The following is a 24,401-nucleotide window of genomic DNA, read 5'->3' as shown; positions in this document are numbered from 1 at the left end:
CTGCGGTACGGGTATGAAGTTACGGAGGCGTTGTCACGAGGTTGTGCGGAGCAGCCAGCGGCGGGCGCACGGCTGTACGTCGGTTGTGTAACAGTCGTCGCAACCCGGTGGATACCTGCGTTTTCCAGGGCCCCCGACGCCTCAGCCGTGCGGTCGGAGGCGGCCCGGCCGTGTGGTCGGAGGCGACCGGCGGAGCAGGGGAGCGGCCGCCCTCCGTCCGGTGACGGACGGAGGGACGTCAGGTCAGCGGCAGCCGGTACAGACCGTCCGCCATCGGCTCCACCAGACCGTCCGCGACAAGCCCGTCCAGCGCGCGGGCCCGCTGCACGGGCTCGCCCCACACCCGGTCGAGCGTGGCCTGCGGCACGGGATCCACGGCCTCGCGCAGCACGGCGAGCAGCTTGCCCCGCACCTGCCGGTCCGTCCCCGCGTACGTCTGACCGCGGCGGGCCGGCCCCTCGTGCGCGGGCTTGCCCGCCGTGCGCCAGGTGCACTGCGCGGCGATCGGGCACTGCGCGCAGTTCTCGTTCTTGGCGGTGCAGACCAGGGCGCCCAGCTCCATCGAGGCGGCCGCCCAGCGGGACGCGGTGTGCTCGTCCTGCGGCAACAGGGCGCGGGCGAGCTTGCGCTCGGCCGCCGTCGTCGCGTTCGGCGGATACTGCACGCCGGTCACGGCCCGCGCGAACACGCGCCGCACATTCGTGTCGAGCACGGCGTGCCGCTGCCCGTACGCGAACGACGCCACGGCCGCCGCGGTGTACTCCCCGATGCCGGGCAGCGCGAGCAACTGGCCGTGCTGGGCGGGGACGTCGCCGCCGTGCCGCTCCGTTATGGCGACGGCGGCGCCGTGCAGCCGCAGGGCGCGGCGCGGATAGCCGAGCCTCCCCCAGGCGCGGACCGCCTCGCCCGGCGCCTCCTTGGCGAGATCGGCGGGGCGGGGCCAGCGGGCCAGCCACTGTTCGTACACGGGCAGGACGCGGCTGACCGGCGTCTGCTGGAGCATGAACTCACTGACCATCACGCCCCACGGCCCGGCGTCCTCACGACGCCACGGCAGATCACGGGCGTGCGTGTCGAACCACGCGATGACGGGGGTGTGCAGGGCCTCACCGGCGGGCTCGGGAACGTCTCCGGAGGCGGGGCCGGGACCGTGAGCGGAGCCGTGAGAGGGGCTGGGGACGGGGCCGGGGCCGGGTGCGGGGCCGTTCGGCATGGGCTTCGTGGGCGCAGTCATGGCACATCCGATCCTGCCACGGGGCCGCCGGGGCGCGGGACAACCGCGCGGTTGCCTTCGGGGGTTTTACGGGGCGACGCACCCGCCTGCCGCGCCGGACGCGGCCCTTCAGCAGCTCCCGGCTCCCAGCTGCCGCTGTCCGACCCCTCGCGATGACCTGACGGACCTGACGGACCTGACGATCGGCAGAGGCGGCGGCAGCCGTGCGGCCCGCGCGCGCCCCGCGCTGCTCGTCTTCGCGGGCATCGCCCTCGCCGGCACCGTCAAGATCGCGGTACGGGACGTCGACCCGACCGTGGAGTGGCTCGTCCTCGTCGGGACGCTGGTGTTCGGCGCGGTCTTCCCCTGGCTCGCGGGCCGCTACTGGCGCCAGGGCCGCGAGCTGGCCGCCGTCGGCTGGGCCCGCGCCGACCAGCTGGAGCGGGAGCAGCGCATCGTCGCCGACCGGGCCCGGCTGCGCGACCGGGCCCGTATCGCCCAGGACATGCACGACTCCCTGGGGCACGGGCTGAGCCTGATCGCCGTACGGGCGGGCGCCCTCCAGGTCGCCCCCGACCTGCCGGATCCGCACCGCGAGGCCGCCGCCGACCTCCGTGCCGCCGCCTCGCAGGCCACGGACCGGCTGCACGCGATCATCGGCCTGCTCCGCGATGAGGGCGACGAACAGGCGCCGCTGGCCCCGGCGGGCGAGAGCGTCGGCGCACTCGTGGCCCGCGCGGCGGAGTCGGGCCTGGACATCACGTACGCCGACGACGAGCGTCACCACCGCACACAGGGCGAGGCGACGCACCGCGACGACGCGACCCGCGCCACGGTCCACCGCACCGTCCGGGAAGCTCTCACGAACGCCGCAAGACACGCCCCGGGCGCCCACGTCGCCGTGACGGTGACGCGCGACGACGGCGCGACGACGGTCACGGTCACCAACGGCCGCCCCCGCAAGGAGGGTTCACGCCCCCAGGGGCTGCCCGGACCCGTACCGCCCGCGCCCGTACCGCCCGCGCCCGTACCGCCCGCGCCCGTACCGCCCGCGCCCGTGCCGCCCGCGCCCACGTCCGGCGGCGGCTCGGGCCTGCGCGCCCTGCACAGCCACGTCACGGATGTGGGCGGCACTCTCGACGCGGGCCCCTACGGTCACGGTTTCCGGGTCACGGCCCGCCTCCCGGCCGGGAGAACCGCCCCGTGCCGCCCCCGCCCGCCGGGACCCGCCTCGCGTACGCCCGGCGCGGACGCACTCCGTCCTCACCCCCGCCGACTACGCGCGCCTGCGCGTCGGCGAGAGCCGCGCCGACGCGGAGCGCGTGCTGCCGGACCGGACCGTCGCCGACCCGCCGCTGGAGCGCGCCCCGACCCCGCCGCCCCCGGCCGCCGACTGCGCGTACTACCGCGCGAGCGGCGAACTCTTCACCGCCGTGACGCACTTCAGGCTCTGCTTCGGCACGGACGGCACCAAGAACGACGACCGCCTCGTGGACAAGGCCGTCATCCCCACGGTGGGCGAGACCGACGAGAAGGGCAGGGACCGAGCACGGTGAGCATGAGCATGAACACGGACATGGATACGGATACGGATACGGATACGGATACGGATACGGGTATGGGTACGGCCAGGGGCGGGGGCGGGGGCGGGGGTGGGGGCGGCACGGCGCCACCTGCCATCCGTGTCCTGCTGGCGGACGACGAGGCCATGATCCGCGCGGGCGTACGCGCCATCCTCGCCGCGGGCCGGGACATCGAGGTCGTCGCGGAGGCCGGCGACGGGCGCGAGGCGGTGTCCCTTGCGCAGGCCCACCGCCCCGACGTGGCACTGCTCGACATCCGTATGCCCCGCCTCGACGGCCTCGCCGCGGGGGAGGAGATCGTCCGCACGGCCCCCGGTACGGCGGTCGCGATGCTGACGACGTTCTCCGAGGACGCGTACATCGCGCGCGCCCTGAGCGGCGGGGCCACCGGTTTCCTGCTGAAGTCCGGGGATCCGCACGAACTCATAGCGGGCGTACGCGCGGTGGCGGGCGGTGCCGCGTTCCTCTCGCCCAAGGTCGCCCGGCACGTCATCGACGGCTTCGGCGCCCGGCGCATGGGCCGCGGCGCCGAAGCGCGGGCCCGCGTCGGGAGCCTCGCCCCGCGCGAGCGCGAAGTGCTCGGCCTGGTCGGGGCGGGCCTGTCCAACCCGGAGATCGCGGCCCGGCTGCGTCTCATGGAAGGCACGGTCAAGGCGTACGTGAGCGCGGTCCTCGACCGGCTCGGGGTCAAGAACCGCGTTCAGGCGACGGTCGTCGCGTACGAAGCGGGGCTCGTCCCGGAGACGGACTGACCGGAGACGGACTGACCGGAGAGGCCCCGCGGCGGGGTCAGTGGCGGGGTCAGCGCGGGTGCGAGTCGTCGCGGCGGAAGGACATCGTCGGCTGGTCGTAGGCGGCCGGGTCGTACGCGGTCGGTTCGTACGCGGCCCGTTCATGAGCCGGAGCTGGAGCCGGAGCCGGAGCGCTGTACGGGGCGGAGGCGGGGGCCGGGGCAGCGGCGCGGAAGGGGCCCGGGCCCGCGAACCACTTCACGATCCCCGTGGACGACCCGCGCATCGCCAGAGTGACCCGCGCCACCGCACGCGTGGAGACCCGTACGAGCACGAACACGACCACCGCTCCGAACAGCAGACCCACCACCACGTCGTGCGGGTAGTGCACACCGACGAAGACCCGTGAGAAGGCCATGAGCACGGCCATCGGCACGGTCAGCGCCGCGATCCGCGGCCACGCGAGCGCGAGGCCGACGGCGGCGGCGCCCGCGATCGTCGAGTGGTTGCTGGGGAAGGACCAGTCGCCGTGCGGCGGGCACTGGACGAGCGGAGTCAGGGCGCCGGACACCGCCCGGCAGGGGCGTTCCTCGTCGATGGCGGACTTGGCCAACTCGCTGCCCACGTACGCCACCGCGGTGGCGAGGGGAGCGAGCACCGCGATCGCCAGAGCACGGGGCTCCCCGCGCCGGGCGCGCCACCAGGCGACGATGAAGAGCACGCCGAAGAGCAGCAGGCCGAGCTCCGTCCACACCTCGGCGAGGTGCTGGAACCACGACGGTGTGTCGTGGGCGAAGTCGGTGATGTCGCGGTAGAGGTCGTCCGTCATGGTGTCCATGATTGCGGACGGTACGGAGTGGGGCCGAATCGTCACACCTGGCGATCGATCCGTCACAGACCCTGCCGATCGACAGGGGGACCGGGCGCGAAAGAGGGCCCGGGAGGCGGTCCGGACGGGTTCACGCCCGGTTCCAGGATGATGATCCGCAAACTTTGTCGCTCAAGGCGGCGGGTGGGGCAGGAGAAGCACCGGATCTCTCGTAAGGTTTGGGCGTGGGATCTCTGCGCAATCCGGTCGGGCCGCTTCCCTCCACCATCTACTGGCGTCGGAGGGCCGTTCTGCTGTCCGTACTCGGCCTGCTGGTGCTCCTTGTCGTCTGGATCGTCACCTCCGGTGGCGGAGGCGGCAGGAACGACGCCGACGGGCCGGGCGGCAACGGACCCGCCACGTCCATCACTCCCGGCCCCACCGATTCGGGGCCCGCGATCAGTGAACACCCGGGCGGACGGGACGAGTCGAGCGAGGGCTCCGGCTCCGGCTCGGGCGGTTCCGGCGGCTCGGGTTCGGGCGGCTCCGGCGGTTCGGGCGGCGGCTCCGGTGGTTCCGGCGGCTCTGAGGGGTCGTCGGGCGGCGGTTCCGGTGACGACGCCAAGGGCGGTGGCGGCGGTGGCGGCGGCTCGGGTGACCGGCTGCCGGCCGGTTCGCGGCTGCCCAACTGCACCAGCGGCGCCGTGAAGTTGAAGGTGCGCAGCGTCAAGAACACGTACGCGATCGGCGAGAAGCCGAAGTTCGAGCTGATCGCCGAGAACAGTGGCGGCAAGGCCTGCAAGGTCGATCTCGGCGGCAAGGGAACCGTGCTGACGATCACTCAGGCAGCGGACGACGACGCGTTCTGGTCCTCGGCCGACTGCCCGTCCGGCAACGGAAGCCTGTTGCTGCGCGTGCCGGCGGACGGACGGGTCACGCACTCGGTGCGGTGGGACCGACGGGCCAGCGAGGAGCAGTGCGCCACGCCTTCGGCGGGAGTGGCGGGGGCGGGTACGTACCTCGTCGAGGCGAAGGCTCCGGGGCTTGGGACGGCCCGCACGTCCTTCGTCCTCAAGAAGGACTGACCCGCAGCGCTCGCGCCGGGCGCAATGAGGGCGGGCGGGTGGGAAAACCGCCGCGGAGCGGCGGGCCGCAGTGATCCGGAGCAGGACGAGTCCTGATCTCCGGGCGCGGAAAAGAAGGCCCGTACTCCGGCCCCGCCCCCTCGCCGGAGGCTAGACGTACCGCTCCAGGATCGAAGACTCCGCCAGCCGCGAAAGCCCCTCCCGTACGCTCCGCGCCCGCGCCTCGCCGACGCCGTCCACCGTCTGGAGGTCGTCCACGCTGGCGGCGAGCAGCTTCTGCAGGCCGCCGAAGTGTTCGACGAGGCGGTCGATGATCGCGCCGGGGAGGCGGGGGACCTTGGCGAGGAGGCGGAAGCCCCGCGGGGAGACCGCGGAGTCCAGCGCCTCGGGCGAGCCCGTGTAGCCCAGGGCGCGCGCCACCGTGGGGAGTTCGAGGAGCTCCGCGTGGGTGAGGGAGTCCAGCTCGGTCAGCGCTTCGTCGACCGTGCGGGACCGCTTGGCCGTGGGCTCGGGCACGTAGTCCCGGACGACCAGCTCGCGCTCGGGCTCGACGCCGGCGATCAACTCGTCCAGCTGGAGGGCGAGGAGACGCCCGTCCGTGCCGAGCTCGACCACGTACTCGGCGATCTCCGTGGCGATGCGCCGCACCATTTCGAGGCGCTGGGCGACAGCGGTGACGTCCCGCACCGTCACGAGGTCCTCGATCTCCAGCGCGGAGAGCGTGCCCGCGACCTCGTCGAGGCGGAGCTTGTACCGCTCCAGGGTGGCGAGGGCCTGGTTGGCGCGGGACAGGATCGCCGCGGAGTCCTCCAGGACGCGCCGCTGCCCGTCCACGTAGAGCGCGATCAGGCGCATCGACTGGGAGACCGAGACGACGGGGAAGCCGACCTGCTTGCTCACCCGGTCCGCGGTGCGGTGCCGCGTGCCGGTCTCCTCCGTGGGGATCGTCGGGTCCGGCACGAGCTGCACGCCCGCGCGCAGGATCTTGGTGATGTCCTTGTCGAGGACGATGCCGCCGTCGAGCTTGCAGAGCTCGCGCAGGCGCGTCGCCGTGAACTCGACGTCCAGGATGAAGCCGCCCGTACACATCGACTCGACGGTCTTGTCCCAGCCGAGGACGATCAGGCCGCCGGTGTTGCCGCGGAGGATGCGTTCGAGTCCGTCGCGCAGTGCCATGCCGGGCGCGACGGCGCTCAGGGTGGCGCGCATCAGCCCATCGGCACCGGAGCTTGAACCCGGCTTGCCGGGAACCGCTGCCCGGTCGTTGGCTGCCACTGCACTCCCTCGGTCGCAGGTTGTCCAAGCCTCTGCCGGCACCTTGTTTCGCACGGAGCCGCATACGCAGCTTCGTACGGATGGGCGAGACCAGGGCAAAGTCTACCGGCGCTCTTCCTCCTCTCGTGGGGCCTCTCGGCGACGGGACGTCGGAAGGACACGCAGGGCGTCCCCCATGTCGGCGACTTCGATGACCTTCATACCGGCGGGGATCCTGCCGGGGTCGGTCGGTACGAGGGCGTGGGTGAAGCCCAGCCGGTGCGCCTCGGCCAGTCTGCGCTGGACGCCGGTGACCCGTCTGACCTCGCCCGCGAGGCCTACTTCGCCGATCGCGACGAGGTTCTTGGGCAGGGGAGTGTCGCTGGCGGCGCTGGCCAGGGCGAGGGCGACGGCGAGGTCCGCGGCGGGTTCGGAGAGCTTCACGCCGCCGACCGTCGCGCTGTAGATGTCGCGCTTGCCGAGGGCCGTGATCCGGCCGCGCTGCTCCAGGACGGCCAGCATCATCGAGACGCGGGAGGTCTCCAGACCGGAGGTGGTGCGCCGGGGGCTCGGGATCTGCGAGTCGACGGTGAGCGCCTGGACCTCGACGACCAGCGGGCGGCGGCCTTCGAGGGTGACGGTCAGGCAGGTGCCGGGGACGGGCTCGGCGCGGCGGGTGAGGAAGAGGCCGCTGGGGTCGGCGAGTCCGGTGATGCCCTCGTCGTGCAGTTCGAAGCAGCCGACCTCGTCCGTCGTCCCGTACCGGTTCTTGACGCCGCGGACGAGGCGCAGGCGCGCGTGCCGGTCGCCCTCGAACTGCAGGACCACGTCGACGAGATGCTCCAGGAGGCGGGGGCCCGCGATGGCGCCGTCCTTGGTGACGTGGCCGACCAGGAGGGTGGCCATGCCGCGCTCCTTGGAGGCGCGGATCAGCGCGCCCGCGACCTCGCGGACCTGCGCCATGCCACCGGGCGCGCCGTCGATCTCGGGCGAGGCGACCGTCTGGACGGAGTCGAGGATCAGGAGCGAGGGCTTGACGGCGTCCAAGTGGCCGAGGACGGCGGACAGATCGGTCTCCGCCGCCAGGTACAGGTGGTCGTCGATCGCGCCGATGCGGTCGGCGCGCAGCCGGACCTGGCTCGCCGACTCCTCGCCGGTCACATAGAGCGTGCGGTGCTCCTCGCTCGCCGCCTTGGCCGCGACGTCGAGGAGGAGGGTGGACTTGCCCACGCCCGGTTCGCCCGCGAGCAGCACCACGGCGCCGGGGACGAGGCCGCCGCCGAGCACCCGGTCCAGCTCGGGCACGCAGGTGGAGCGCGCGGTGGCCCGGCGGACGTCGACGTCGCCGATGGGGACGGCGGACGAGGTGACCCGGCCGGGGGCGGTGGTGCGGACCGCGGGCGCGCCGTACTCCTCGACCGTCCCCCAGGCCTGGCACTCGGGGCAGCGGCCGAGCCACTTGGCCGTCTGCCAACCGCACTCCGTGCAGCGGTAGGAGGGCCGGTCCTTGGTGGATTTCGTACGGGCAGCCATGGTCGGAACCGTAACCGAGCCCACTGACAACGCGGCCCGGCGCCCGGTCCCGCCCACGCCTCGGCGCACGTCGCGCTCCCCCGCGTACGAGACCAGGCCACGGAATCGAGAGTTCCTGTCCCCTTTTGAGGGATCTGTTCACCCGTAAGGATTAAATGTGCTCAAGAGGGAAGAAGGGAGCTGCATCATCCGCATAACTTCGCACGGGTGATGAGCAGCAGGCCGGAAACTCCCACGAACGCAACCGGCGCACACCGGGCGCACCGAGACGCGCGCAAGCGCGTGGTGCCCCGCCCGGCGCCCCGGACCGCGCTGCCCGCGCGCTACGAGCCGTGCCTGGACGGCCTGTTCACGTACTGCCTGTCCGTCCTCTGCGATCACGACGCGGCGACCGCGGCCCTGGGGGACGTGCTGCATCTCGCCGAGCGCCGCGGGACGCGCGGCCCCGAAGCCGAGGGCGACCTCAAGGCCTGGCTCTACGCCCTCGCCCGCTGGGTGTGCCTGCGTCGGCTGGCCGCGGCCAAACGCAGCGGGGAGGGGCGCCACGCGCAGGGCTCCGGAAAACCGGCACCCGCGAAGCACGCCTCAGCACCGAGTGCCGCCTCAGCACCGGGCGGCACCTCCGCATCGAGCGGCACCTCTGCACCAGACGGCACCCCCGCACCGGGCGTCCCCACCACCCCCTCCCCGGAACAGTCGGAAGCGTCGGAAGAGACCGCGCGGCAGCGCCGTCGTGAGCTGGCGCTGCTTGCCTGGCCGGAGGCCGCAGGCACCACCCCGGAGCAGCGCGAGGCCCTCGAACTCGCCGTGCGCCACCAGCTCACCCCTGCCGAGGTCGCCGCCGTCCTCGGCATGGACCTCACCAAGGCCCGCGGCCTGCTCGCCTCCGCCGCCTGCGAGGTGGAGCGCACCCGCGCCGCGCTCGCCGTCGTGGAGACCGGCAGCTGCCCGATCGTGGCCCGCCTCACCGGCGACAACCAGCTGCTGCTCGGCACCGCCCTGCGCCGCGAGCTCGTCCGGCACGTCGACGACTGCCCGCGCTGCCGCCGTACCGCCGAGCGCGCCGGTTCGAGCACCTGGCCGGGCACGGCCGTCAGCCCGGCCGCGCTCCCCGTCGTCGCGGCCCCGCGCGCCGCCCTCCACGTGGCGATGGCGCATGTCCCGCGCGCGCGGGGCGGCGCTCCGCGCTACGACCGGCGCGGCTTCCCGATGGACCCCAAGGACCACGCCGCCCGCCGCGACCGCTTCCGCGCGCGTGCCGTCACGACGACGGTCGTCGCCACCGTGGTGGCCGCCCCCGTGCTCGCCCTCTGGGCCGCCTACCGGGGGGCGCCGCTCACCGGCGAGGGCCACGACGGCCGTTCGATCACCGCGAGCGAGGACGGCGCCGGAGGCCTCGGCAGTGACCGCGCGCGGGACGGCTACGAGAACGCGGGCAACGCCCGCAAGGGCCCCGAACCCCGCTTCACCGCGGGCAGCCGCTCACCCGACGTCTCCGTAGAGGTCATCAGCGGCGGGTCGTCGTCCCGTTCGACCGGACCGGGGCGCCTCACGGTGGAGGCGCGGCCCAGCGGCAACACGACACTCATCACGCTGACGGCGTCCGGCAGCTCACCGGTGCACTGGTCGGCGAGCGAGGGCGCGTACTGGCTCTATCTGAGCCGCTCCTCGGGGACGCTCGCGGCGGGCGAGTCGGTCACCATCCAGGTGTACGTCGACCATGCCCGCGAACCGGCGGGACATTGGAGGGCGCGGGTCTCCATCGCTCCTTCCGGAGCGGTCATCTCGATCGACGGGTACGGGGACGGGCGCCCTCCGGGCCGCCCGGGACCGGGCCCCGGACCGGGGCCGCGGCCGAAGCCCACCGACCCGGGCCCGTCCCACCCGCATCCGTCCGACCCGGGCCCCTCGGACCCCGGCCCGTCCGACCCGGGGCCGTCCGACCCCGAGCCCACGCCGACGCCCCCGGACCCGACGCCCACGCCCTCGGACCCGGGGGACTCGTCACCGCCGGGCGACGGCGGGCCGAGCCCGAGCTGAGTGCCGCGCCGGACAACCGGCCGCGGCCCGCCCGCCGGGCACCCGGCTCACTGCCGACGGATCACCGGGAATCCGCGGGACGACCCACCGGATCCGCCGGATGCGGCGCCAGCAGCGGCAGCTGGGAGGCGAGCCGTTCCTCGCACAGCTCCACGAGCCGGTCGTACCCCTCCCTGCCCATCAGCTCGATCAGTTCGGGGCGGTAGGAGACGTACACCGGGTCGCCCGCGCCGTGCGCCGACGTCGCCGACGTGCACCACCAGTGCAGGTCGTGGCCGCCGGGACCCCAGCCCCGCCGGTCGTACTCGCCGATCGACACCTGCAGGACGCGCGTGTCGTCGGGCCGGTCGATCCAGTCGTAGGTCCGCCGCACCGGCAGCTGCCAGCAGACGTCCGGCTTGGTCTCCAGCGGCTCGCGGCCCTCCTTGAGCGCCAGGATGTGCAGCGAGCACCCGGCGCCGCCCGCGAAGCCGGGGCGGTTCTGGAAGATGCACGAGCCGTTGTACGGACGGGTCTGGCGGTCGCCGTCCTCGTCCGTGGCGACCCAGCCGGTCTCCCGGCCCACGTCGTGGTGCTGCCAGATGTCGGGCGTGAGCCGCTCGACGTACCCGGCGACCCGCTTCTCGTCGTCCTCGTCCGAGAAATGGGCCCCCAGGGTGCAGCAGCCGTCGTCGGCACGGCCCGCCTGGATCCCCTGGCAGCCGCTTCCGAAGATGCAGTTCCACCGAGAGGTCAGCCAGGTCAGATCGCAGCGGAAGACCTGCTCGTCGTCCGCGGGATCGGGGAACTCCACCCAGGCGCGGGCGAAGTCGAGACCCTTCTCGTCCGGCTCCGGAGCGCCGGACTTGCCCTGCTTGGGCAGTTTGGCAGGCGTTCCCGACTTGCCCGGCTTCTCCGCCTTCTGTGGCTTTCCCTGCTTCGTCGGCTTCTCCGACGCGGCCTGCTTGGTCGACGACTTCCCCGACTTCGATTTGTCGGTCTTCGCCTTTTTCGTCTTTGGCACGTCTCCAGGGTATGCGGGCGGCCGACCGCCCGGGGCCAGCCGAACGCCCCACGCGGCGTAGCGTTCCGTCCATGAGACTCGGTGTCCTCGACGTGGGGTCGAACACGGTGCATCTGCTCGTGGTCGACGCCCATCCCGGTGCGCGCCCGCTGCCCGCACACTCGCACAAGGCCGACCTGCGCCTGGCCCAACTCCTCGACCCGGCGGGGGCGATCGGCCCCGAGGGCGTCGACCGCCTGGTGGCCGTCGTCCGCGAGGCGATGGAGGCCGCCGAGGACAAGGGCGTGGAGGAAGTGCTGCCGTTCGCCACGTCCGCCGTGCGCGAGGCGAGCAACGCCGACGCGGTGCTCGCCCGCGTCAAGGACGAGACCGGCGTCGATCTGCAGGTCCTGTCCGGCGAGGAGGAGGCCCGGCTGACCTTTCTGGCCGCCCGGCGCTGGTTCGGCTGGTCCGCGGGCAAGCTCCTCGTCCTCGACATCGGCGGCGGCTCGCTGGAGATCGCGTACGGCCTGGACGAGGAGCCGGACGCCGCGGCCAGCCTGCCGCTCGGCGCCGGCCGCCTCACCGCCGCCTGGCTGCGGTCCGACCCGCCGGAGGCCTCCGACGTGAAGGCGCTGCGGCGGCATGTGCGCGCCCAGATCGCCCGCACGGTGGGCGAGTTCGCCCGCTTCGGCGCCCCCGACCACATCGTGGCGACGTCGAAGACGTTCAAGCAGCTCGCCCGGCTCGCGGGGGCCGCCCGCTCGGCCGAGGGCCTCTACGTACAGCGGGAGCTGAAGCGGAGGTCCCTGGAGGACTGGGTTCCGCAGCTCGCCGCGATGACCACGGCGGAACGCTCGGAGCTGCCCGGCGTCTCCGAGGGGCGGGCCGGGCAGCTGCTCGCGGGGGCGCTCGTCGCGGAGGGCGCGATGGACCTCTTCGGGGTCGAGACCGTGGAGATCTGCCCGTGGGCACTGCGCGAGGGCGTGATCCTGCGCAGGCTCGACCACCTTCCGGCGCCGTGAGCGGGCGGTCGCATGGGTGCTGAGCGTGCCGAGCCGGATGCCGCCCGCCCCGCCGGAAGGGGGCCCGACCAGGGCGGTCCCCGGGGCGGTACCCAGGGCGGTACGAGGCCACCTCCCCGGCGCCCCGACCGGGCCCGTACGCTGTCCTTCGTGGCAGAACCAGTGGTGCGCATCCCGGATGCGAAGGTCGCCCTGTCGACGGCCTCGGTCTATCCGGAGTCGACGGCGACGGCCTTCGAGATCGCCGCGCGCCTGGGGTACGACGGCGTCGAGGTCATGGTCTGGACCGACCCGGTCAGCCAGGACATCGAGGCGCTGCGCAGACTGAGCGACTACCACCGGATCCCGATCCTCGCCGTCCACGCGCCCTGCCTCCTCATCACGCAGCGCGTCTGGTCCACGGACCCCTGGGTCAAGCTGCAGCGCGCGAAGGCCGCCGCCGAAAAGCTGGACGCCTCGACCGTCGTCGTGCACCCGCCCTTCCGCTGGCAGCGGCAGTACGCGCGCGACTTCGTCGACGGAATCTGGCGGATGGCCGACGAGACGGACGTCCGGTTCGCGGTGGAGAACATGTACCCCTGGCGCTACCGCGACCGCGAGATGCTCGCCTACGCCCCCGACTGGGACGTCACCAAGGACGACTACCGCCACTTCACCGTCGACCTCTCGCACACCGCGACCGCCCGCACGGACGCGATGGAGATGATCGACCGCATGGGCGACCGGCTCGGCCACGTCCACCTCGCCGACGGCAAGGGCTCGGCCAAGGACGAGCACCTCGTCCCGGGCCGCGGCAACCAGCCGTGCGCCGAGCTCCTGGAGCGCTTGGCGGCCACCGGCTTCGACGGGCACGTCGTCATCGAGGTCAACACCCGGCGCGCGATGTCCAGCGCCGAACGCGAGGCCGACCTCGCCGAAGCGCTCGCCTACACGCGGCTGCACCTGGCGTCGGCCGTGCGGGTGCCCCGCTCATGACCCGTGGCGCGCAGCCGGAGGCGACCGCTCCGCGCCGCCGCGGACGCCCGTCCCGTACGCAGTCGGAGACCGCACCCGCGACGCGCGACCAGATCCTGCGGGCGGCCCGCGAGGAGTTCTCCGAACGCGGGTACGAGAAGTCGTCCGTGCGCGGCATCGCCAAGGCCGCCGGAGTCGACCCGGCCCTCGTACACCACTACTTCGGTACGAAGGAGCAGGTTTTCGAGGCGGCCATCACGATCGCCTTCGCGCCCGCCCTTCAGGCGCCCGCCGCGATCGATGACGGCCCGCTCGACGGGGTCGGCGAGCGCCTGACCCGCTTCGTCCTCGGCGTCTGGGAGAACCCCGCGACACGCGCCCCGCTGCTCGCCATCGTGCGCTCGGCGATGAACAACGAAACGGCCGCCGCGGTCTTCCGCCGCCTCATCGCCGCCCAGCTCCTCGGGCGCATCGCCGACCGCCTCGATGTGCCGGACGCGGAGCTGCGGGCCGAGCTCGCCGCCGCGCAGCTGGTCGGCATCGCCATGCTGCGGTACGTGATCAAGGCCGAGCCGCTGGCGTCGGCGGACGCGGAGCAGATCGTGGCGCGGGTGGCTCCGGTGGTGCAGGGGCATCTGACCGGGGCGTGAGCCCCGGGCACGTAATCCGGAGAGGGCACCCGGAACACGGTCGCGCACCGAGACGGGCGTCCCGGCATCCGGACAGCCTGTCCAGATCCTGGAGCGGCGGCGTACGCTCGACAGCAGTCTTGTCTCTCCGTAGATCGCCGATTTCCTGAAGGAGCGAGCGACGATGCCCGAGCTCAGGTCCCGCACAGTCACCCACGGCCGCAACATGGCGGGCGCCCGCGCCCTGATGCGCGCCTCCGGTGTACCCGGGGCCGACATCGGGCGGAAGCCGATCATCGCCGTGGCCAACTCCTTCACGGAGTTCGTGCCCGGCCACACCCACCTGCAGCCCGTCGGCCGCATCGTCTCCGAAGCGATCCGCGAGGCCGGCGGCATCCCCCGCGAGTTCAACACGATCGCCGTGGACGACGGCATCGCGATGGGCCACGGCGGCATGCTGTACTCCCTGCCCTCCCGCGACCTGATCGCGGACTCCGTGGAGTACATGGTGGAGGCGCACTGCGCCGACGCCCTGATCTGCATCTCCAACTGCGACAAGATCACCCCCGGCATGCTGATGGCGGCGCTCCGCCTCAACATCCCGACGGTGTTCGTCTCCGGCGGCCCGATGGAGGCCGGCAAGGCCACCCTCGTCGACGGCACGGTCCGCAAGCTCGACCTGGTCAACGCGATCAGCGACGCCGTGGACGAGAGCATCTCGGACGAGGACATCCTCCGCATCGAGGAGAACGCCTGCCCGACCTGCGGCTCCTGTTCCGGCATGTTCACCGCCAACTCGATGAACTGCCTGACCGAGGCCATCGGCCTCTCCCTGCCGGGCAACGGCTCGGTGCTCGCCACGCACACCGCCCGCAAGGAGCTGTACGAGCGCGCGGGCGCCACGGTCGTCGAGATCACCAAGCGCCACTACGAAGGCGACGACGCCTCCGTCCTGCCGCGCAACATCGCCACCCACGCCGCCTTCGAGAACGCCATGGCCCTCGACATCGCCATGGGCGGCTCGACGAACACGATCCTGCACCTGCTCGCCGCGGCCCGTGAGGCCGAGGTCGACTACGACCTGGGCGACATCGACGCCGTCTCGCGCCGCGTCCCGTGCCTGGCCAAGGTCGCGCCGAACGCCGCGCCCACGACCACGTACTACATGGAGGACGTGCACCGCGCCGGCGGCATCCCCGCGCTCCTCGGCGAGCTGTACCGCGGCGGCCTCCTCAACGAGGACGTGCACACCGTCCACTCGCCCTCCATCAAGGAGTGGCTGGACGCCTGGGACATCCGCTCCGGCTCCGCCTCGGAGGAAGCCGTCGAGCTGTGGCACGCGGCCCCCGGCTGCCGCCGCTCCGCCGAGGCGTTCTCGCAGTCCGAGCGCTGGGACACCCTCGACACGGACGCCGCGGGCGGCTGCATCCGCGACGTCGCCCACGCGTACTCCAAGGACGGCGGCCTCGGCGTCCTCAAGGGCAACATCGCCGAGGACGGCTGCGTCGTGAAGACCGCGGGCGTCGACGAGTCGATCTGGACCTTCGAGGGCCCCGCGGTCGTCTGCGACTCGCAGGAAGAGGCCGTCGAGAAGATCCTCAACAAGGTCGTCAAGGAAGGCGACGTGGTGGTCATCCGCTACGAGGGCCCCAAGGGCGGCCCCGGCATGCAGGAGATGCTCTACCCCACCTCCTTCCTGAAGGGCCGCGGTCTCGGCAAGACCTGCGCCCTGGTCACCGACGGCCGCTTCTCCGGCGGCACGTCGGGTCTGTCGATCGGCCACGCCTCACCCGAGGCGGCCTCCGGCGGCACGATCGCGCTGGTCGAGGACGGCGACCGGATCCGCATCGACATCCCGGCCCGCTCGATCGAACTCCTCGTCCCCGAGGAGGAGCTGACCGCCCGCCGGGAGGCCCTGGGCGGCGTGTACGCACCCAAGGCCCGCGAGCGCAAGGTCTCCGCCGCCCTGCGCGCGTACGCGGCGATGGCGACGAGCGCCGACAAGGGTGCGGTCCGGGACGTGTCGCGGCTCGGCTGAGAGCCGAAACCTTTTGGGGCGCGGGCGCGTCCTTGGTGTGAGGAACACGCCAAGGCGCGTCCGCGCCGCTGTGTACGGGGGAGAGCACTGTGAGCGAGAACGTCATCACACCCGAAGTCGCCGACGAGCCCATGACGGGCGGCGCCATGACGGGCGGCGCCATGACGGCGGGCCAGGCCGTCGAGGCCCTGGCCGCCAGGACCTACCCGCTCGCCGCGGACGTCAACGTCCGCTCGGGCCCCGGCACTTCGTACGGCAAGGTCGGCCGCCTGTCCGCCGGTACCCTCGTCTCCATCGCCTGCCAGAAGCCCGGCGAGACGGTCACGGGCCCGACCGGCACGTCGAAGATCTGGGACCGGATCGGCAGCGGCCGCTACATCTCGGACACGTACGTCCGCACGGGCAGCGACGGGTACGTGGCACCGCGCTGCTGAGACCGGACCTACCGAGATACGGGCTCACGGCTCGCGCGGTCTGTGTCACGGACCGGGCGGGCCGAGGCCGCCGGAGCCCCGCGTTCAGCCGGACTTCGGCGGCTTCGTCGCGTCGTAGGCGAACACCGTGTTCCGGGCGGCCGCCACGACCACCACGCTCCCGGTGACGCTCACGCGCGAGCTGGCGTTCGTCTCGCCCGCAAGGCCCTCGGCCCGCGGGTCGGTCGTCCCGAGGAGCTCGCCCTTGCGCGAGGAGAGCGAGACGACCCGGCCGCTGGCCGAGCTGAGGTAAAGCACCCCGTCGCCGTCCCCGGCCACCGGCCCCGACACGCCTTCCACGCCGGTCTGCCGCGACCACTTCTTCCGGCCCGTCGCCGGGTCGAACGCCGAGACGAGCCCGGTCTGCCCGCTCACGAAGACGGTGCCGTCCGCGAGGCCGGGCGTCCCGTCGTACGTCTTCGGCAGCCGGGAGTACGTGACCTCGCGCGTGTCCCGGTCCACCCGCGTCACCCCGTCGTACCCCACCGACTCGAACCCTTCCCTGCGCTGGTGCAGGAGTACGAGGTCGCCGCCCGCGGTGCCGACCGGCATGGCGGGGCCCTTGACCGGGACGGCCTTGCCGAGCCGCCCGGAGGAGAGGTCGACCACGTGCAGGGACGGGTGGCGCACCGCGCTGCCGGACACCTCGCCGCGCGGCGCGCACATCGCGTACAGGCGGGGGCCCGCGGGAACCGGGGCGCACTGCGCACCCGAGGGGAACGGCTGCTTCCAGGCCACCCCTCCGCTGTGTGCCCGCCGGGCCTCGAAGCGGGTGTTCGACGCGTCGACCGTCACCACGGTCGAGTCGATCACCACGGCGTCCTGCGTACGTCCCGTCACGGCCGTGGACTGCGCGCCGGACGGCACCGACCACAGCTCATCGCCCTTGTCGGCGTCGATGGCGACGACTTCGGTCGCGGGGCCGCCCGGCGCGTCCTCGGCCGCGAAGCGGTAGCCGAGCACGGTGTCGCCGGTCGCGCCCACCAGGTGCATGCCCTGCACGGGCACGCCGGGGCTCTTCTCCGTCCAGACGCGGGAGCCGTCGGAGAGCCTGAGGCGGGTCGCGACGACGCCGCCGCCCCCGCAGAACAGCGCGTCACCGCGCGCCACGCAGCGCAGCTCGTCCGGAATGTCCGGCCGGCCGCCCCGCACGGTCTTGTGCCACGGCTTGAAGCCGCCCGGCAGCCGCGCCCCGGCCGCCGCGATGTCGCGGCCCTTGTCGTCGGCGCCGCCCGGCCCGTCCGAGCCACCGGCCCGCACCACCGCGACACCGCCGCCGATGGCGGCCACCGCCACGGCGGCCGCCAGCACAGGACGCCACCGCCGGCGCAGCCGGGCACCGATCAAGGTCCCGGAATCGGACTCGGGTCGCGCGGGCTTCGGGGACGCCGCGGCGGCGGGCACCGGGGTGTCATCGTCCGTCGGCGCATGGTGCTGCGTGTCCGTCTCGCGGATGCTGCGCGGTGTGAGGGCGGGTCCCGCCGTGCCCCCCAGGTCGTAGGGGAGATCCCGTAGCCGTACGAGGAGTTCGTCCGCCGAGGGGCGCTCGTCCGGGTCCTTGGTGAGGCACGGCTCGACCACCGCGCGCAGCGCCTGCGGCACCTGCCCCAACGACGGCGGTTCGTGCACCACCTGATAGGCGGTCATGTACGGGCTGTCCGCGTCGAAGGGGCCCTGCCCCGTCGCCGCGTAGACCAGCAGCGTGCCCAGCGAGAACACGTCGGAGCGCGGCCCGACCCCGCGCGGCGCCTGGAGCTGCTCCGGCGACATGAACGGCGGAGTGCCGATCACTCGGCCCGTCATCGTGAGCGTCTGCTGGTCCGCCGCGCGCGAGATCCCGAAGTCGATGACGCGCGGGCCTTCGGGGGAGAGGACCACGTTGGACGGTTTGAGGTCGCGGTGCACGACGCCGACGCGGTGGATGTCGCGCAGCGCCTCCGTCAGACCGATGGCCAGTCTGCGCAGCTCGGCGCCGCCGATAGGGCCCATCTCGGCGATGTGCTGTGCGAGGGTGTGTCCCTCGATGAACGCCGTGGCCATCCAGGGGTGCTCGGCCTCGGGATCGGCGTCGATCACGGCCGCGGTGAAGGCGCCGCTGACCCGGCGGGCGGCGGCCACCTCCTGCCGGAAGCGGATCCGGAACTCCTCGTCGTCCGCGAACTGCCGGTGGATCAGCTTGATCGCGACGGGGCGGCCCGAAGCCGTGCGCGCCAGGAACACCGTGCCCATGCCGCCGGAACCGAGGCGTGCCTCCAGCGGATAACCGCCGATCTCTTCCGGGTCTCCTCCGCGGAGCGTCATGCCCACCGGCCTCTCCCGTGTACCCCTGTTACGTACCCCTGTTACGTCTTCCGCCGTCCAAACTAGTCGCCGGGCGGTGCGGCCTGGCAAGGAGGGGGACGAATAGGGCGTGCCTGCGTTGCGTGCCCGCCCGGCCCGGCAGGCGGTAATCACCGGCCCGGCAGACGGCATTCACCGGCCCGGCAGGCGGTAACCAACGGCAGGCGATAATCAAACGGTGAGCGACGAACCCGGCACCCACGGCCCCTCCACCGACACGGCCGGTCTCCCCGGCACCACCGGCACCTCCGACACCTCCGGTACCGCCGGTATCTCCGGTATCTCCGGCCCGGCGGACGCCTCCGCTCCGTCCGGCACCGCCCCCGGGCCGCGGCCCGAACCCATCCGCTTCTTCGGCACGACCTGGGTCGCCCACGACGGCGGCTACGGCGCCCGCCGCGCCGGCGTCGCCGTCGGCTCGCTGCTCGCCGCGGTCGTCGGCTGCTTCGTCCTGCGCTTCGCCTACGAGGGCCTGGCCATCGCGGCGGTCGGCCAGTTCGTGAACCTGCTCGTCGTCGTCATGTTCGCGATCTGCAGTGCCATCGCCTTCCGCCGCGCCTGGGACGGCTTCTCCCGCCGCCACGACGCGGCGTCGCAGGCCTCGACGCGCGGCCTGATGACGATCGGCTTCGTCGGCAGCCTCCTCGCCTACTTCCTCCGCTCCCTGAAGGAAGCCCCGGGCGAGAAGCTGCACCGCGAGGAGTACGAGGCGGCCCGCGAGCAGTACGCGAAGCGCACGGCGCGCCGCACCGGCAACCCTTCCCGCAAGAAGAAGCGGAAGCGCTGAGGCCGCAGGGGTCCGGATTCCCGGACGCGAGCTCCGGGCCGGGCGCACACGTGGTGGACGTGGGCGCGGACACCCCCGCCTTGACGGGCCTCGGCGGCGGGAGGAGTATTCCTCACGTGATGAATAAACGAGGTCCGACAGCCAGGCCCGAGGCCCCGGCGCCCCGGCCCTCGGCGCACGCGGACCGCACCGAGGGCGCGACGGACACCACCGGGGCGGCCGCCTCCCGGCCGGACACGAGCCACTCCGCCCGGTCGGCGAGCCCGGCGGAGCCCGCCGCGAGCCGCCCCACGCAGGCCGAAAGCCCGGCCGACCCCGACGCGAGCTTGACCGGCCCCGGCGCGAGCCCGACCGACCCCGACGCCAGCCCGGCCGTCCTGGCCGAGAACCTGACCGCGGTACGAGGCCCCCGCACCGTCCTGCGCGGCCTCGACTTCACCGTCCCCCGAGGCCAGATCACCGGCCTCCTCGGCCCCTCCGGCTGCGGCAAGTCCACGCTCATGCGCGCGATCGTCGGCACCCAGGCCAAGGTCACCGGCGTCCTGAAGGTCCTCGACCACCCCGCGGGAGCCCCCGCCCTCCGCTCCCGCATCGGGTACGTCACCCAGGACCCGTCCGTCTACGACGACCTGACCGTCCGCCAGAACCTCGACTACTTCGCGGCCGTCCTCGACCCCGGCCCGGGCGCCGCCGCCGAGCGCCGCCACGACCGCGTCACCCGCGTCCTCGACGACGTCGCCCTCACCTCGCACGCCGACTCCCTGGCCGGCAACCTCTCCGGCGGCCAGCGCAGCCGCGTCTCCCTCGGCGTCGCCCTCCTCGGCACCCCCGAACTCCTCGTGCTCGACGAACCGACCGTCGGCCTCGACCCCGTGCTGCGCCGCGACCTGTGGGACCTCTTCCACACCATCGCCGCCGACCGCGGCGCCACACTCCTCGTCTCCTCCCACGTCATGGACGAGGCGGAACGCTGCCACCGCCTCCTCCTCATGCGCGAGGGCGAGCTGCTCGCGGACGACACCCCCGACGCCCTGCGCACCCGCACCCACTCCGAAACGGTCGAAGCGGCCTTCCTCCACCTCGTGGACGAAGCGGCCGCCACGGACACCCCGACCGCCGCCACCGGCGCCGATGCCCGGGACGACGCCGACCGAGCGGCCGACGACGCCGACCGACCGGCCCCGCCAGGAAGCAGCCCCCGATGAACGCCTACCGCACCCTCGCCACCGCCGCCCGCGTCCTGCGCCAGCTCCGCCACGACGTGCGCTCCATCGCGCTGATGATCCTGGTCCCGTGCGTGATGCTGCTCCTCCTGCGCTACGTGTTCGACGGCAGCCCGCAGACCTTCGACTCCATCGGCGCCTCACTCCTCGGGATCTTCCCGCTCATCACGATGTTCCTGGTGACCTCGATCGCCACCCTCCGCGAACGCACCTCCGGCACCCTCGAACGCCTCCTCGCCATGCCCCTCGGCAAGGGCGACCTCATCGCCGGCTACGCCCTCGCCTTCGGAACCGTGGCAGTCGTCCAGTCGACCCTCGCCACGGGTCTCGCCCTGTGGGTCCTCGGCCTGGACGTCACCGGCTCCGCCTGGCTGCTGCTCCTTGTCGCCCTGCTCGACGCCCTCCTCGGCACCGCGCTCGGACTCTTCGTCTCGGCCTTCGCCGCCTCCGAATTCCAGGCCGTCCAGTTCATGCCGGCCGTGATCTTCCCCCAGCTCCTGCTCTGCGGCCTGTTCACGCCGCGCGACCGGATGCAGCCCGCCCTGGAGTGGATCTCCAACGTCCTCCCCATGTCGTACGCCGTCGACGGCATGAACGAAGTCCTCCACCACCCCGAGATCACCGGCGACTTCCTCCGCGACGCCGTCATCGTCGCCGCCTGCGCCGTCCTGGTCCTCGGCCTCGGCGCGGCCACCCTGCGCCGCCGCACGGCCTGACCCCCCCGGCTCCCCCCTGTTCCGCCCACCGGACAGGGCCGCTGCCGCCGACGCCCCAATGCGAGGATGGCCCTCGGACGACGCAACCCCGGAGGCCACCGCTCATGAGCAGCAACACGCGCCAGAAAGTCGCCGTACTCGGCACCGGAAAGATCGGTGAAGCCCTGCTCAGCGGCATGATCCGCGGCGGCTGGGCGGCCACGGACCTGCTGGTCACCACCCGCCGCCAGGAACGCGCCGACGAACTCCGCACCCGCTACGGCGTCACCCCCGTCAGCAACGCCGACGCCGCCAAGCAGGCCGACACCCTGATCCTCGCCTGCAAGCCGCAGGACATGGCGAAGCTGCTCGACGAACTCGCCCCGCACGTCACCCCCGACCACCTGATCATCAGCGCCGCCGCCGGGATCACCACCGCCTTCATCGAAGAGCGCCTCCCCGAGCGCACGCCGGTCGTCCGCGTCATGCCGAACACCCCCGTCCTCGTCGACGAGGGCATGTCCGTCATCTCCGCCGGCAGCCACGCCTCGGGCGACGCGCTGGCGCACGCGGAGGCCATCTTCGGCGCGGTCGGCAAGACGCTCCGGGTCCCCGAGACCCAGCAGGACGCCTGCACCGCCCTGTCCGGCTCGGGCCCCGCCTACTTCTACTTCCTCGTCGAGGCCATGACGGACGCGGGCATCCTCCTCGGCCTGCCCCGCGACAAGGCCCACGACCTGATCGTCCAGGCGGCGATCGGCGCGTCCGTCATGCTCCGCGACAGCGGCGAGCACCCGGTGAAGCTCCGCGAGAACGTCACGTCCCCCGCGGGCACGACGATCAACGCGATCCGTGAACTGGAGAACCACGGGGTGCGCGCGGCCCTCATCGCGGCCCTGGAAGCGGCCCGCGACCGCAGCCGCGAACTCGCCTCCGGCAGCAACACCTGACCCGCCCTCCGCCCGACGTCCGGGCGTCCGGGCCGTCGCCCGTCGCCCGGACGTGAGCGCCTAACGCACCTCTCCCGCCGGCGGCAGCAGCCCGATCGCCCGATAGGCGCCGTCCACCGTCGGCTTGGCCATCCCCCTGGCCCGCTCAGCGCCACGCCGCAACACCTCGTCCAAGTACGTGGGGTCCGCCACCAGTTCTTTGTGCCGCTCCTGTACGGGCCTGAGCAGCTCCACCACGGCCTCGGCGGTGTCCTTCTTCAGTGCTCCGTACGACTCGTACGCACTGCTCAAGGCTTCGGGGTTCCCACCTTGGCAAGCCGCGAGGATCTCCAGCAGGTTCGATACCCCCGGCTTGGCAGCCCGGTCGAACGCGACGTCGTTCCCGCTGTCCGTGACGGCCCGCAGGATCTTCTTGCGTACGACCTCCGGCTCGTCGAGCAAGTAGATGATCCCGGCCCCGGCCTCGTGGGACTTGCCCATCTTCGACGTCGGGTCCTGCAGGTCCATGACCCGCGCCGCCACCTTGGGCGGCGTGGCCCGCGGCACCACGAACGTCTGGCCGTAGCGCTGGTTGAACCGCACCGCCAGGTCCCGCGTCAGCTCGACGTGCTGGGTCTGGTCATCGCCGACCGGTACCTCGTCGGCGCCGTACGCCAGGATGTCCGCCGCCATCAGCACGGGATAGGTGAGGAGCGACAGCCGCACGCTCCCGCCCCGCGCCTGCTCAAGGACGGACTTCTCCTTGTACTGGATCATCCGGCGCATCTCGCCGTCCGTCGCGACGCATTCGAGGAGATACGAGAGCCGGGCGTGCTCGTCCACATGACTCTGGGCGAAGACGGTGGCCCGCTCCGGGTCGATCCCGGACGCGAGCAGCAGCGTCGCCGCCTGCCGACTGAGCCTGCGTACCCGCCCTGGATCGTGCTCCACGGTCAGGGCGTGCAGGTCGACGATGCTGAACAGGGCGTCGGCCCGGTACTGGTCGACCTCGGCCCACTGCCGGATGGCTCCCAGATAGTTGCCCAGGGTCAGATGCCCGGTGGGCTTGACCCCGCTGAAGATCCTCGTCATCTCTCCGCCTCCTGGTCAGGACCGTCGGCCCGGCCGCCGGGCTCCAGGTCCTCCAGGGGGAGAAACAAGAACGGCCGCCGAGGCGGCGGCCGTTGAGTACATGCGTATGTACGGCCGCCCTCAGGCGGCCCACCACAGTTGGGCGTACGCACGTGTAGTCACGTCCTCCAGAGTAGACCTCTCAAGGGGCGCTGTCCTGGAGTTGACACGCCTGGGGCCGCTACGTACTGTTCTCCGAGTTGCCCGACGTGAGCGTCGACCACTTGGTCGGTCCCCGGGCGGCCATTCCGCAAGAACCATTCAAGCGATCGACGTCGTGCGCCCTTCTGGGACTCGCCTTCGATTCGTCTTCATGCGTATTTGCGAAATGAGGAATCGGCGTTCGAAAGGACGCCCCCGATTAGGTCGGGAGCCAGGATTCCGCTAAAGTCTCACTCGTCGGAACGGCCCAACAGCCGCGAAGACAACCCCACTTCGACTGGGAGTCAGGCCCGAAAGGATCTGATAGAGTCGGAAACGTCGGAAAGGGAAACGCGAAAGCCGAAAGGCCGGAGCGGGAACCGGAAAGGCACCGAGGAAGTCGGACACGAAAGAGTCTGATAGAGTCGGAAACGCAAGAACGAAGAACAAAAAGAAACACCGAAGGGAAGCGCCCGGAGGAAAGCCCGCAAGGGTGAGTACAAAGGAAGCGTCCGTTCCTTGAGAACTCAACAGCGTGCCAAAAGTCAACGCCAGATATGTTGATACCCCGACTCACTTCGGCGAGTTGGAGGTTCCTTTGAAAAAGTCCTGTACGGCCTTCGGGTTTCGTGCAGGCGACACAGCGAGGACGCTGTGAACGGCCGGGATTATTCCTCCCGACCGTTCCGCTCTCGTGGTGTTCATCCCGATCACGGGAAAACATTCACGGAGAGTTTGATCCTGGCTCAGGACGAACGCTGGCGGCGTGCTTAACACATGCAAGTCGAACGATGAAGCCCTCCGGGG

At 72.5% G+C, this 24,401-nt stretch carries 19 protein-coding genes, 1 rRNA gene and 1 pseudogene; 14 read left to right on the top strand and 7 right to left on the bottom strand.

The window, feature by feature from the left end; genetic code table 11:
- Positions 1-238: 238 nt before the first annotated feature.
- Positions 239-1,234, bottom strand: a complete 996-nt coding sequence (locus ACFVYL_RS31550) for an A/G-specific adenine glycosylase (protein ID WP_389722004.1) — start codon at positions 1,232-1,234, stop codon at positions 239-241.
- On the opposite strand from ACFVYL_RS31550, the pseudogene ACFVYL_RS31545 reads away from it, so the two are divergent.
- A pseudogene (locus ACFVYL_RS31545) lies at positions 1,212-1,829 on the top strand (histidine kinase dimerization/phosphoacceptor domain-containing protein); the annotation flags it as partial. The gene ACFVYL_RS31550 and the pseudogene ACFVYL_RS31545 sit on opposite strands and share 23 nt — an antisense overlap.
- A 1,002-nt stretch (positions 1,830-2,831) precedes the next feature.
- Positions 2,832-3,548 (top strand): response regulator, encoded by a 717-nt coding sequence (locus tag ACFVYL_RS31540; protein WP_389722099.1) that lies wholly within the window; start codon positions 2,832-2,834, stop codon positions 3,546-3,548.
- Positions 3,549-3,597: 49 nt separating this feature from the next.
- On the opposite strand, the gene ACFVYL_RS31535 is transcribed toward ACFVYL_RS31540, so the two are convergent.
- The gene (locus tag ACFVYL_RS31535; protein ID WP_389722002.1) at positions 3,598-4,365 is read right to left on the bottom strand and encodes a phosphatase PAP2 family protein; all 768 of its coding nucleotides are present in this window, start codon (positions 4,363-4,365) and stop codon (positions 3,598-3,600) included.
- A gap of 215 nt (positions 4,366-4,580) precedes the next feature.
- Between ACFVYL_RS31535 and ACFVYL_RS31530 the strand changes: the two genes are divergently transcribed.
- Positions 4,581-5,420, top strand: a complete 840-nt coding sequence (locus tag ACFVYL_RS31530) for a hypothetical protein (protein ID WP_389722000.1) — start codon at positions 4,581-4,583, stop codon at positions 5,418-5,420.
- Between the two features lie 150 nt (positions 5,421-5,570).
- On the opposite strand, the gene disA is transcribed toward ACFVYL_RS31530, so the two are convergent.
- On the bottom strand, positions 5,571-6,695 hold the full coding sequence (gene disA, locus ACFVYL_RS31525; protein WP_389721999.1) for a DNA integrity scanning diadenylate cyclase DisA: 1,125 nt from the start codon (positions 6,693-6,695) through the stop codon (positions 5,571-5,573).
- A gap of 102 nt (positions 6,696-6,797) precedes the next feature.
- Positions 6,798-8,207, bottom strand: a complete 1,410-nt coding sequence (radA, locus tag ACFVYL_RS31520; protein WP_389721997.1) for a DNA repair protein RadA — start codon at positions 8,205-8,207, stop codon at positions 6,798-6,800.
- A gap of 210 nt (positions 8,208-8,417) precedes the next feature.
- Between radA and ACFVYL_RS31515 the strand changes: the two genes are divergently transcribed.
- Positions 8,418-10,247 carry a hypothetical protein gene (locus ACFVYL_RS31515; RefSeq protein WP_389721995.1) on the top strand — a complete coding sequence of 610 codons (1,830 nt, stop codon included), beginning with the start codon at positions 8,418-8,420 and terminating at the stop codon, positions 10,245-10,247.
- 61 nt (positions 10,248-10,308) lie between these two features.
- Here ACFVYL_RS31515 and ACFVYL_RS31510 read toward each other — a convergent pair whose 3' ends face one another.
- Positions 10,309-11,250, bottom strand: coding sequence for a hypothetical protein (locus ACFVYL_RS31510; protein WP_389721993.1), 942 nt, complete (start codon positions 11,248-11,250; stop codon positions 10,309-10,311).
- 71 nt (positions 11,251-11,321) lie between these two features.
- Between ACFVYL_RS31510 and ACFVYL_RS31505 the strand changes: the two genes are divergently transcribed.
- From ACFVYL_RS31505 to ACFVYL_RS31485, 5 genes are all read left to right on the top strand, one after another.
- The gene (locus ACFVYL_RS31505; RefSeq protein ID WP_389721991.1) at positions 11,322-12,254 is read left to right on the top strand and encodes a Ppx/GppA family phosphatase; all 933 of its coding nucleotides are present in this window, start codon (positions 11,322-11,324) and stop codon (positions 12,252-12,254) included.
- Positions 12,255-12,404: 150 nt separating this feature from the next.
- Positions 12,405-13,229, top strand: a complete 825-nt coding sequence (locus tag ACFVYL_RS31500) for a sugar phosphate isomerase/epimerase family protein (RefSeq protein ID WP_389721989.1) — start codon at positions 12,405-12,407, stop codon at positions 13,227-13,229.
- On the top strand, positions 13,226-13,858 hold the full coding sequence (locus ACFVYL_RS31495; protein ID WP_389721987.1) for a TetR family transcriptional regulator: 633 nt from the start codon (positions 13,226-13,228) through the stop codon (positions 13,856-13,858). The genes ACFVYL_RS31500 and ACFVYL_RS31495 overlap by 4 nt, the downstream gene beginning before the upstream one ends.
- A gap of 163 nt (positions 13,859-14,021) precedes the next feature.
- Positions 14,022-15,875, top strand: coding sequence for a dihydroxy-acid dehydratase (ilvD, locus tag ACFVYL_RS31490; RefSeq protein WP_389721985.1), 1,854 nt, complete (start codon positions 14,022-14,024; stop codon positions 15,873-15,875).
- 146 nt (positions 15,876-16,021) lie between these two features.
- On the top strand, positions 16,022-16,309 hold the full coding sequence (locus tag ACFVYL_RS31485; RefSeq protein WP_389722097.1) for an SH3 domain-containing protein: 288 nt from the start codon (positions 16,022-16,024) through the stop codon (positions 16,307-16,309).
- Between the two features lie 84 nt (positions 16,310-16,393).
- On the opposite strand, the gene ACFVYL_RS31480 is transcribed toward ACFVYL_RS31485, so the two are convergent.
- Positions 16,394-18,649: a protein kinase gene (locus ACFVYL_RS31480; protein ID WP_389721983.1), complete on the bottom strand. Its 2,256-nt coding sequence runs from the start codon at positions 18,647-18,649 to the stop codon at positions 16,394-16,396.
- Between the two features lie 319 nt (positions 18,650-18,968).
- Here ACFVYL_RS31480 and ACFVYL_RS31475 point away from each other — a divergent pair, with 319 nt between their 5' ends.
- The 4 genes from ACFVYL_RS31475 to proC all read left to right on the top strand — a co-directional run bounded on the left by ACFVYL_RS31475 (position 18,969) and on the right by proC (position 22,343).
- Entirely contained in the window at positions 18,969-19,475 is a 507-nt protein-coding gene (locus tag ACFVYL_RS31475) for an EamA/RhaT family transporter (protein ID WP_389722095.1), read from the top strand.
- 326 nt (positions 19,476-19,801) lie between these two features.
- Positions 19,802-20,680, top strand: coding sequence for an ABC transporter ATP-binding protein (locus ACFVYL_RS31470; protein WP_389722093.1), 879 nt, complete (start codon positions 19,802-19,804; stop codon positions 20,678-20,680).
- Positions 20,677-21,414 (top strand): ABC transporter permease, encoded by a 738-nt coding sequence (locus ACFVYL_RS31465; protein WP_389721981.1) that lies wholly within the window; start codon positions 20,677-20,679, stop codon positions 21,412-21,414. Before ACFVYL_RS31470 ends, ACFVYL_RS31465 begins: the two co-directional genes overlap by 4 nt.
- A gap of 104 nt (positions 21,415-21,518) precedes the next feature.
- Positions 21,519-22,343, top strand: coding sequence for a pyrroline-5-carboxylate reductase (gene proC / locus ACFVYL_RS31460; protein WP_389721979.1), 825 nt, complete (start codon positions 21,519-21,521; stop codon positions 22,341-22,343).
- 60 nt (positions 22,344-22,403) lie between these two features.
- Here proC and trpS read toward each other — a convergent pair whose 3' ends face one another.
- On the bottom strand, positions 22,404-23,414 hold the full coding sequence (gene trpS, locus ACFVYL_RS31455) for a tryptophan--tRNA ligase (protein ID WP_389721977.1): 1,011 nt from the start codon (positions 23,412-23,414) through the stop codon (positions 22,404-22,406).
- Positions 23,415-24,317: 903 nt separating this feature from the next.
- On the opposite strand from trpS, the gene ACFVYL_RS31450 reads away from it, so the two are divergent.
- Positions 24,318-24,401, top strand: a 16S ribosomal RNA gene (locus tag ACFVYL_RS31450); the annotation flags it as partial.

The sequence above is a fragment of the Streptomyces sp. NPDC058308 genome, assembly GCF_042880275.1.
Taxonomy (GTDB): Bacteria; Actinomycetota; Actinomycetes; order Streptomycetales; family Streptomycetaceae; genus Streptomyces.
The sequence above is the reverse complement of the archived record's forward strand: the minus strand, read 5'-3'. Positions and strand labels throughout refer to the sequence as shown.

Excerpts from the sequence above, each read along its gene's own strand:
- ACFVYL_RS31550 (WP_389722004.1), bottom strand. The coding sequence starts at position 1,234 with ATGACTGCGCCCACGAAGCCCATGCCGAACGGCCCCGCACCCGGCCCC.
- ACFVYL_RS31540 (WP_389722099.1), top strand. The coding sequence starts at position 2,832 with ATGGGTACGGCCAGGGGCGGGGGCGGGGGCGGGGGTGGGGGCGGCACG.
- ACFVYL_RS31535 (WP_389722002.1), bottom strand. The coding sequence starts at position 4,365 with ATGGACACCATGACGGACGACCTCTACCGCGACATCACCGACTTCGCC.
- radA (WP_389721997.1), bottom strand. The coding sequence starts at position 8,207 with ATGGCTGCCCGTACGAAATCCACCAAGGACCGGCCCTCCTACCGCTGC.
- ACFVYL_RS31515 (WP_389721995.1), top strand. The coding sequence starts at position 8,418 with ATGAGCAGCAGGCCGGAAACTCCCACGAACGCAACCGGCGCACACCGG.
- ACFVYL_RS31505 (WP_389721991.1), top strand. The coding sequence starts at position 11,322 with ATGAGACTCGGTGTCCTCGACGTGGGGTCGAACACGGTGCATCTGCTC.
- ACFVYL_RS31495 (WP_389721987.1), top strand. The coding sequence starts at position 13,226 with ATGACCCGTGGCGCGCAGCCGGAGGCGACCGCTCCGCGCCGCCGCGGA.
- ilvD (WP_389721985.1), top strand. The coding sequence starts at position 14,022 with ATGCCCGAGCTCAGGTCCCGCACAGTCACCCACGGCCGCAACATGGCG.
- ACFVYL_RS31485 (WP_389722097.1), top strand. The coding sequence starts at position 16,022 with ATGACGGGCGGCGCCATGACGGCGGGCCAGGCCGTCGAGGCCCTGGCC.
- ACFVYL_RS31480 (WP_389721983.1), bottom strand. The coding sequence starts at position 18,649 with ATGACGCTCCGCGGAGGAGACCCGGAAGAGATCGGCGGTTATCCGCTG.
- ACFVYL_RS31465 (WP_389721981.1), top strand. The coding sequence starts at position 20,677 with ATGAACGCCTACCGCACCCTCGCCACCGCCGCCCGCGTCCTGCGCCAG.
- proC (WP_389721979.1), top strand. The coding sequence starts at position 21,519 with ATGAGCAGCAACACGCGCCAGAAAGTCGCCGTACTCGGCACCGGAAAG.
- trpS (WP_389721977.1), bottom strand. The coding sequence starts at position 23,414 with ATGACGAGGATCTTCAGCGGGGTCAAGCCCACCGGGCATCTGACCCTG.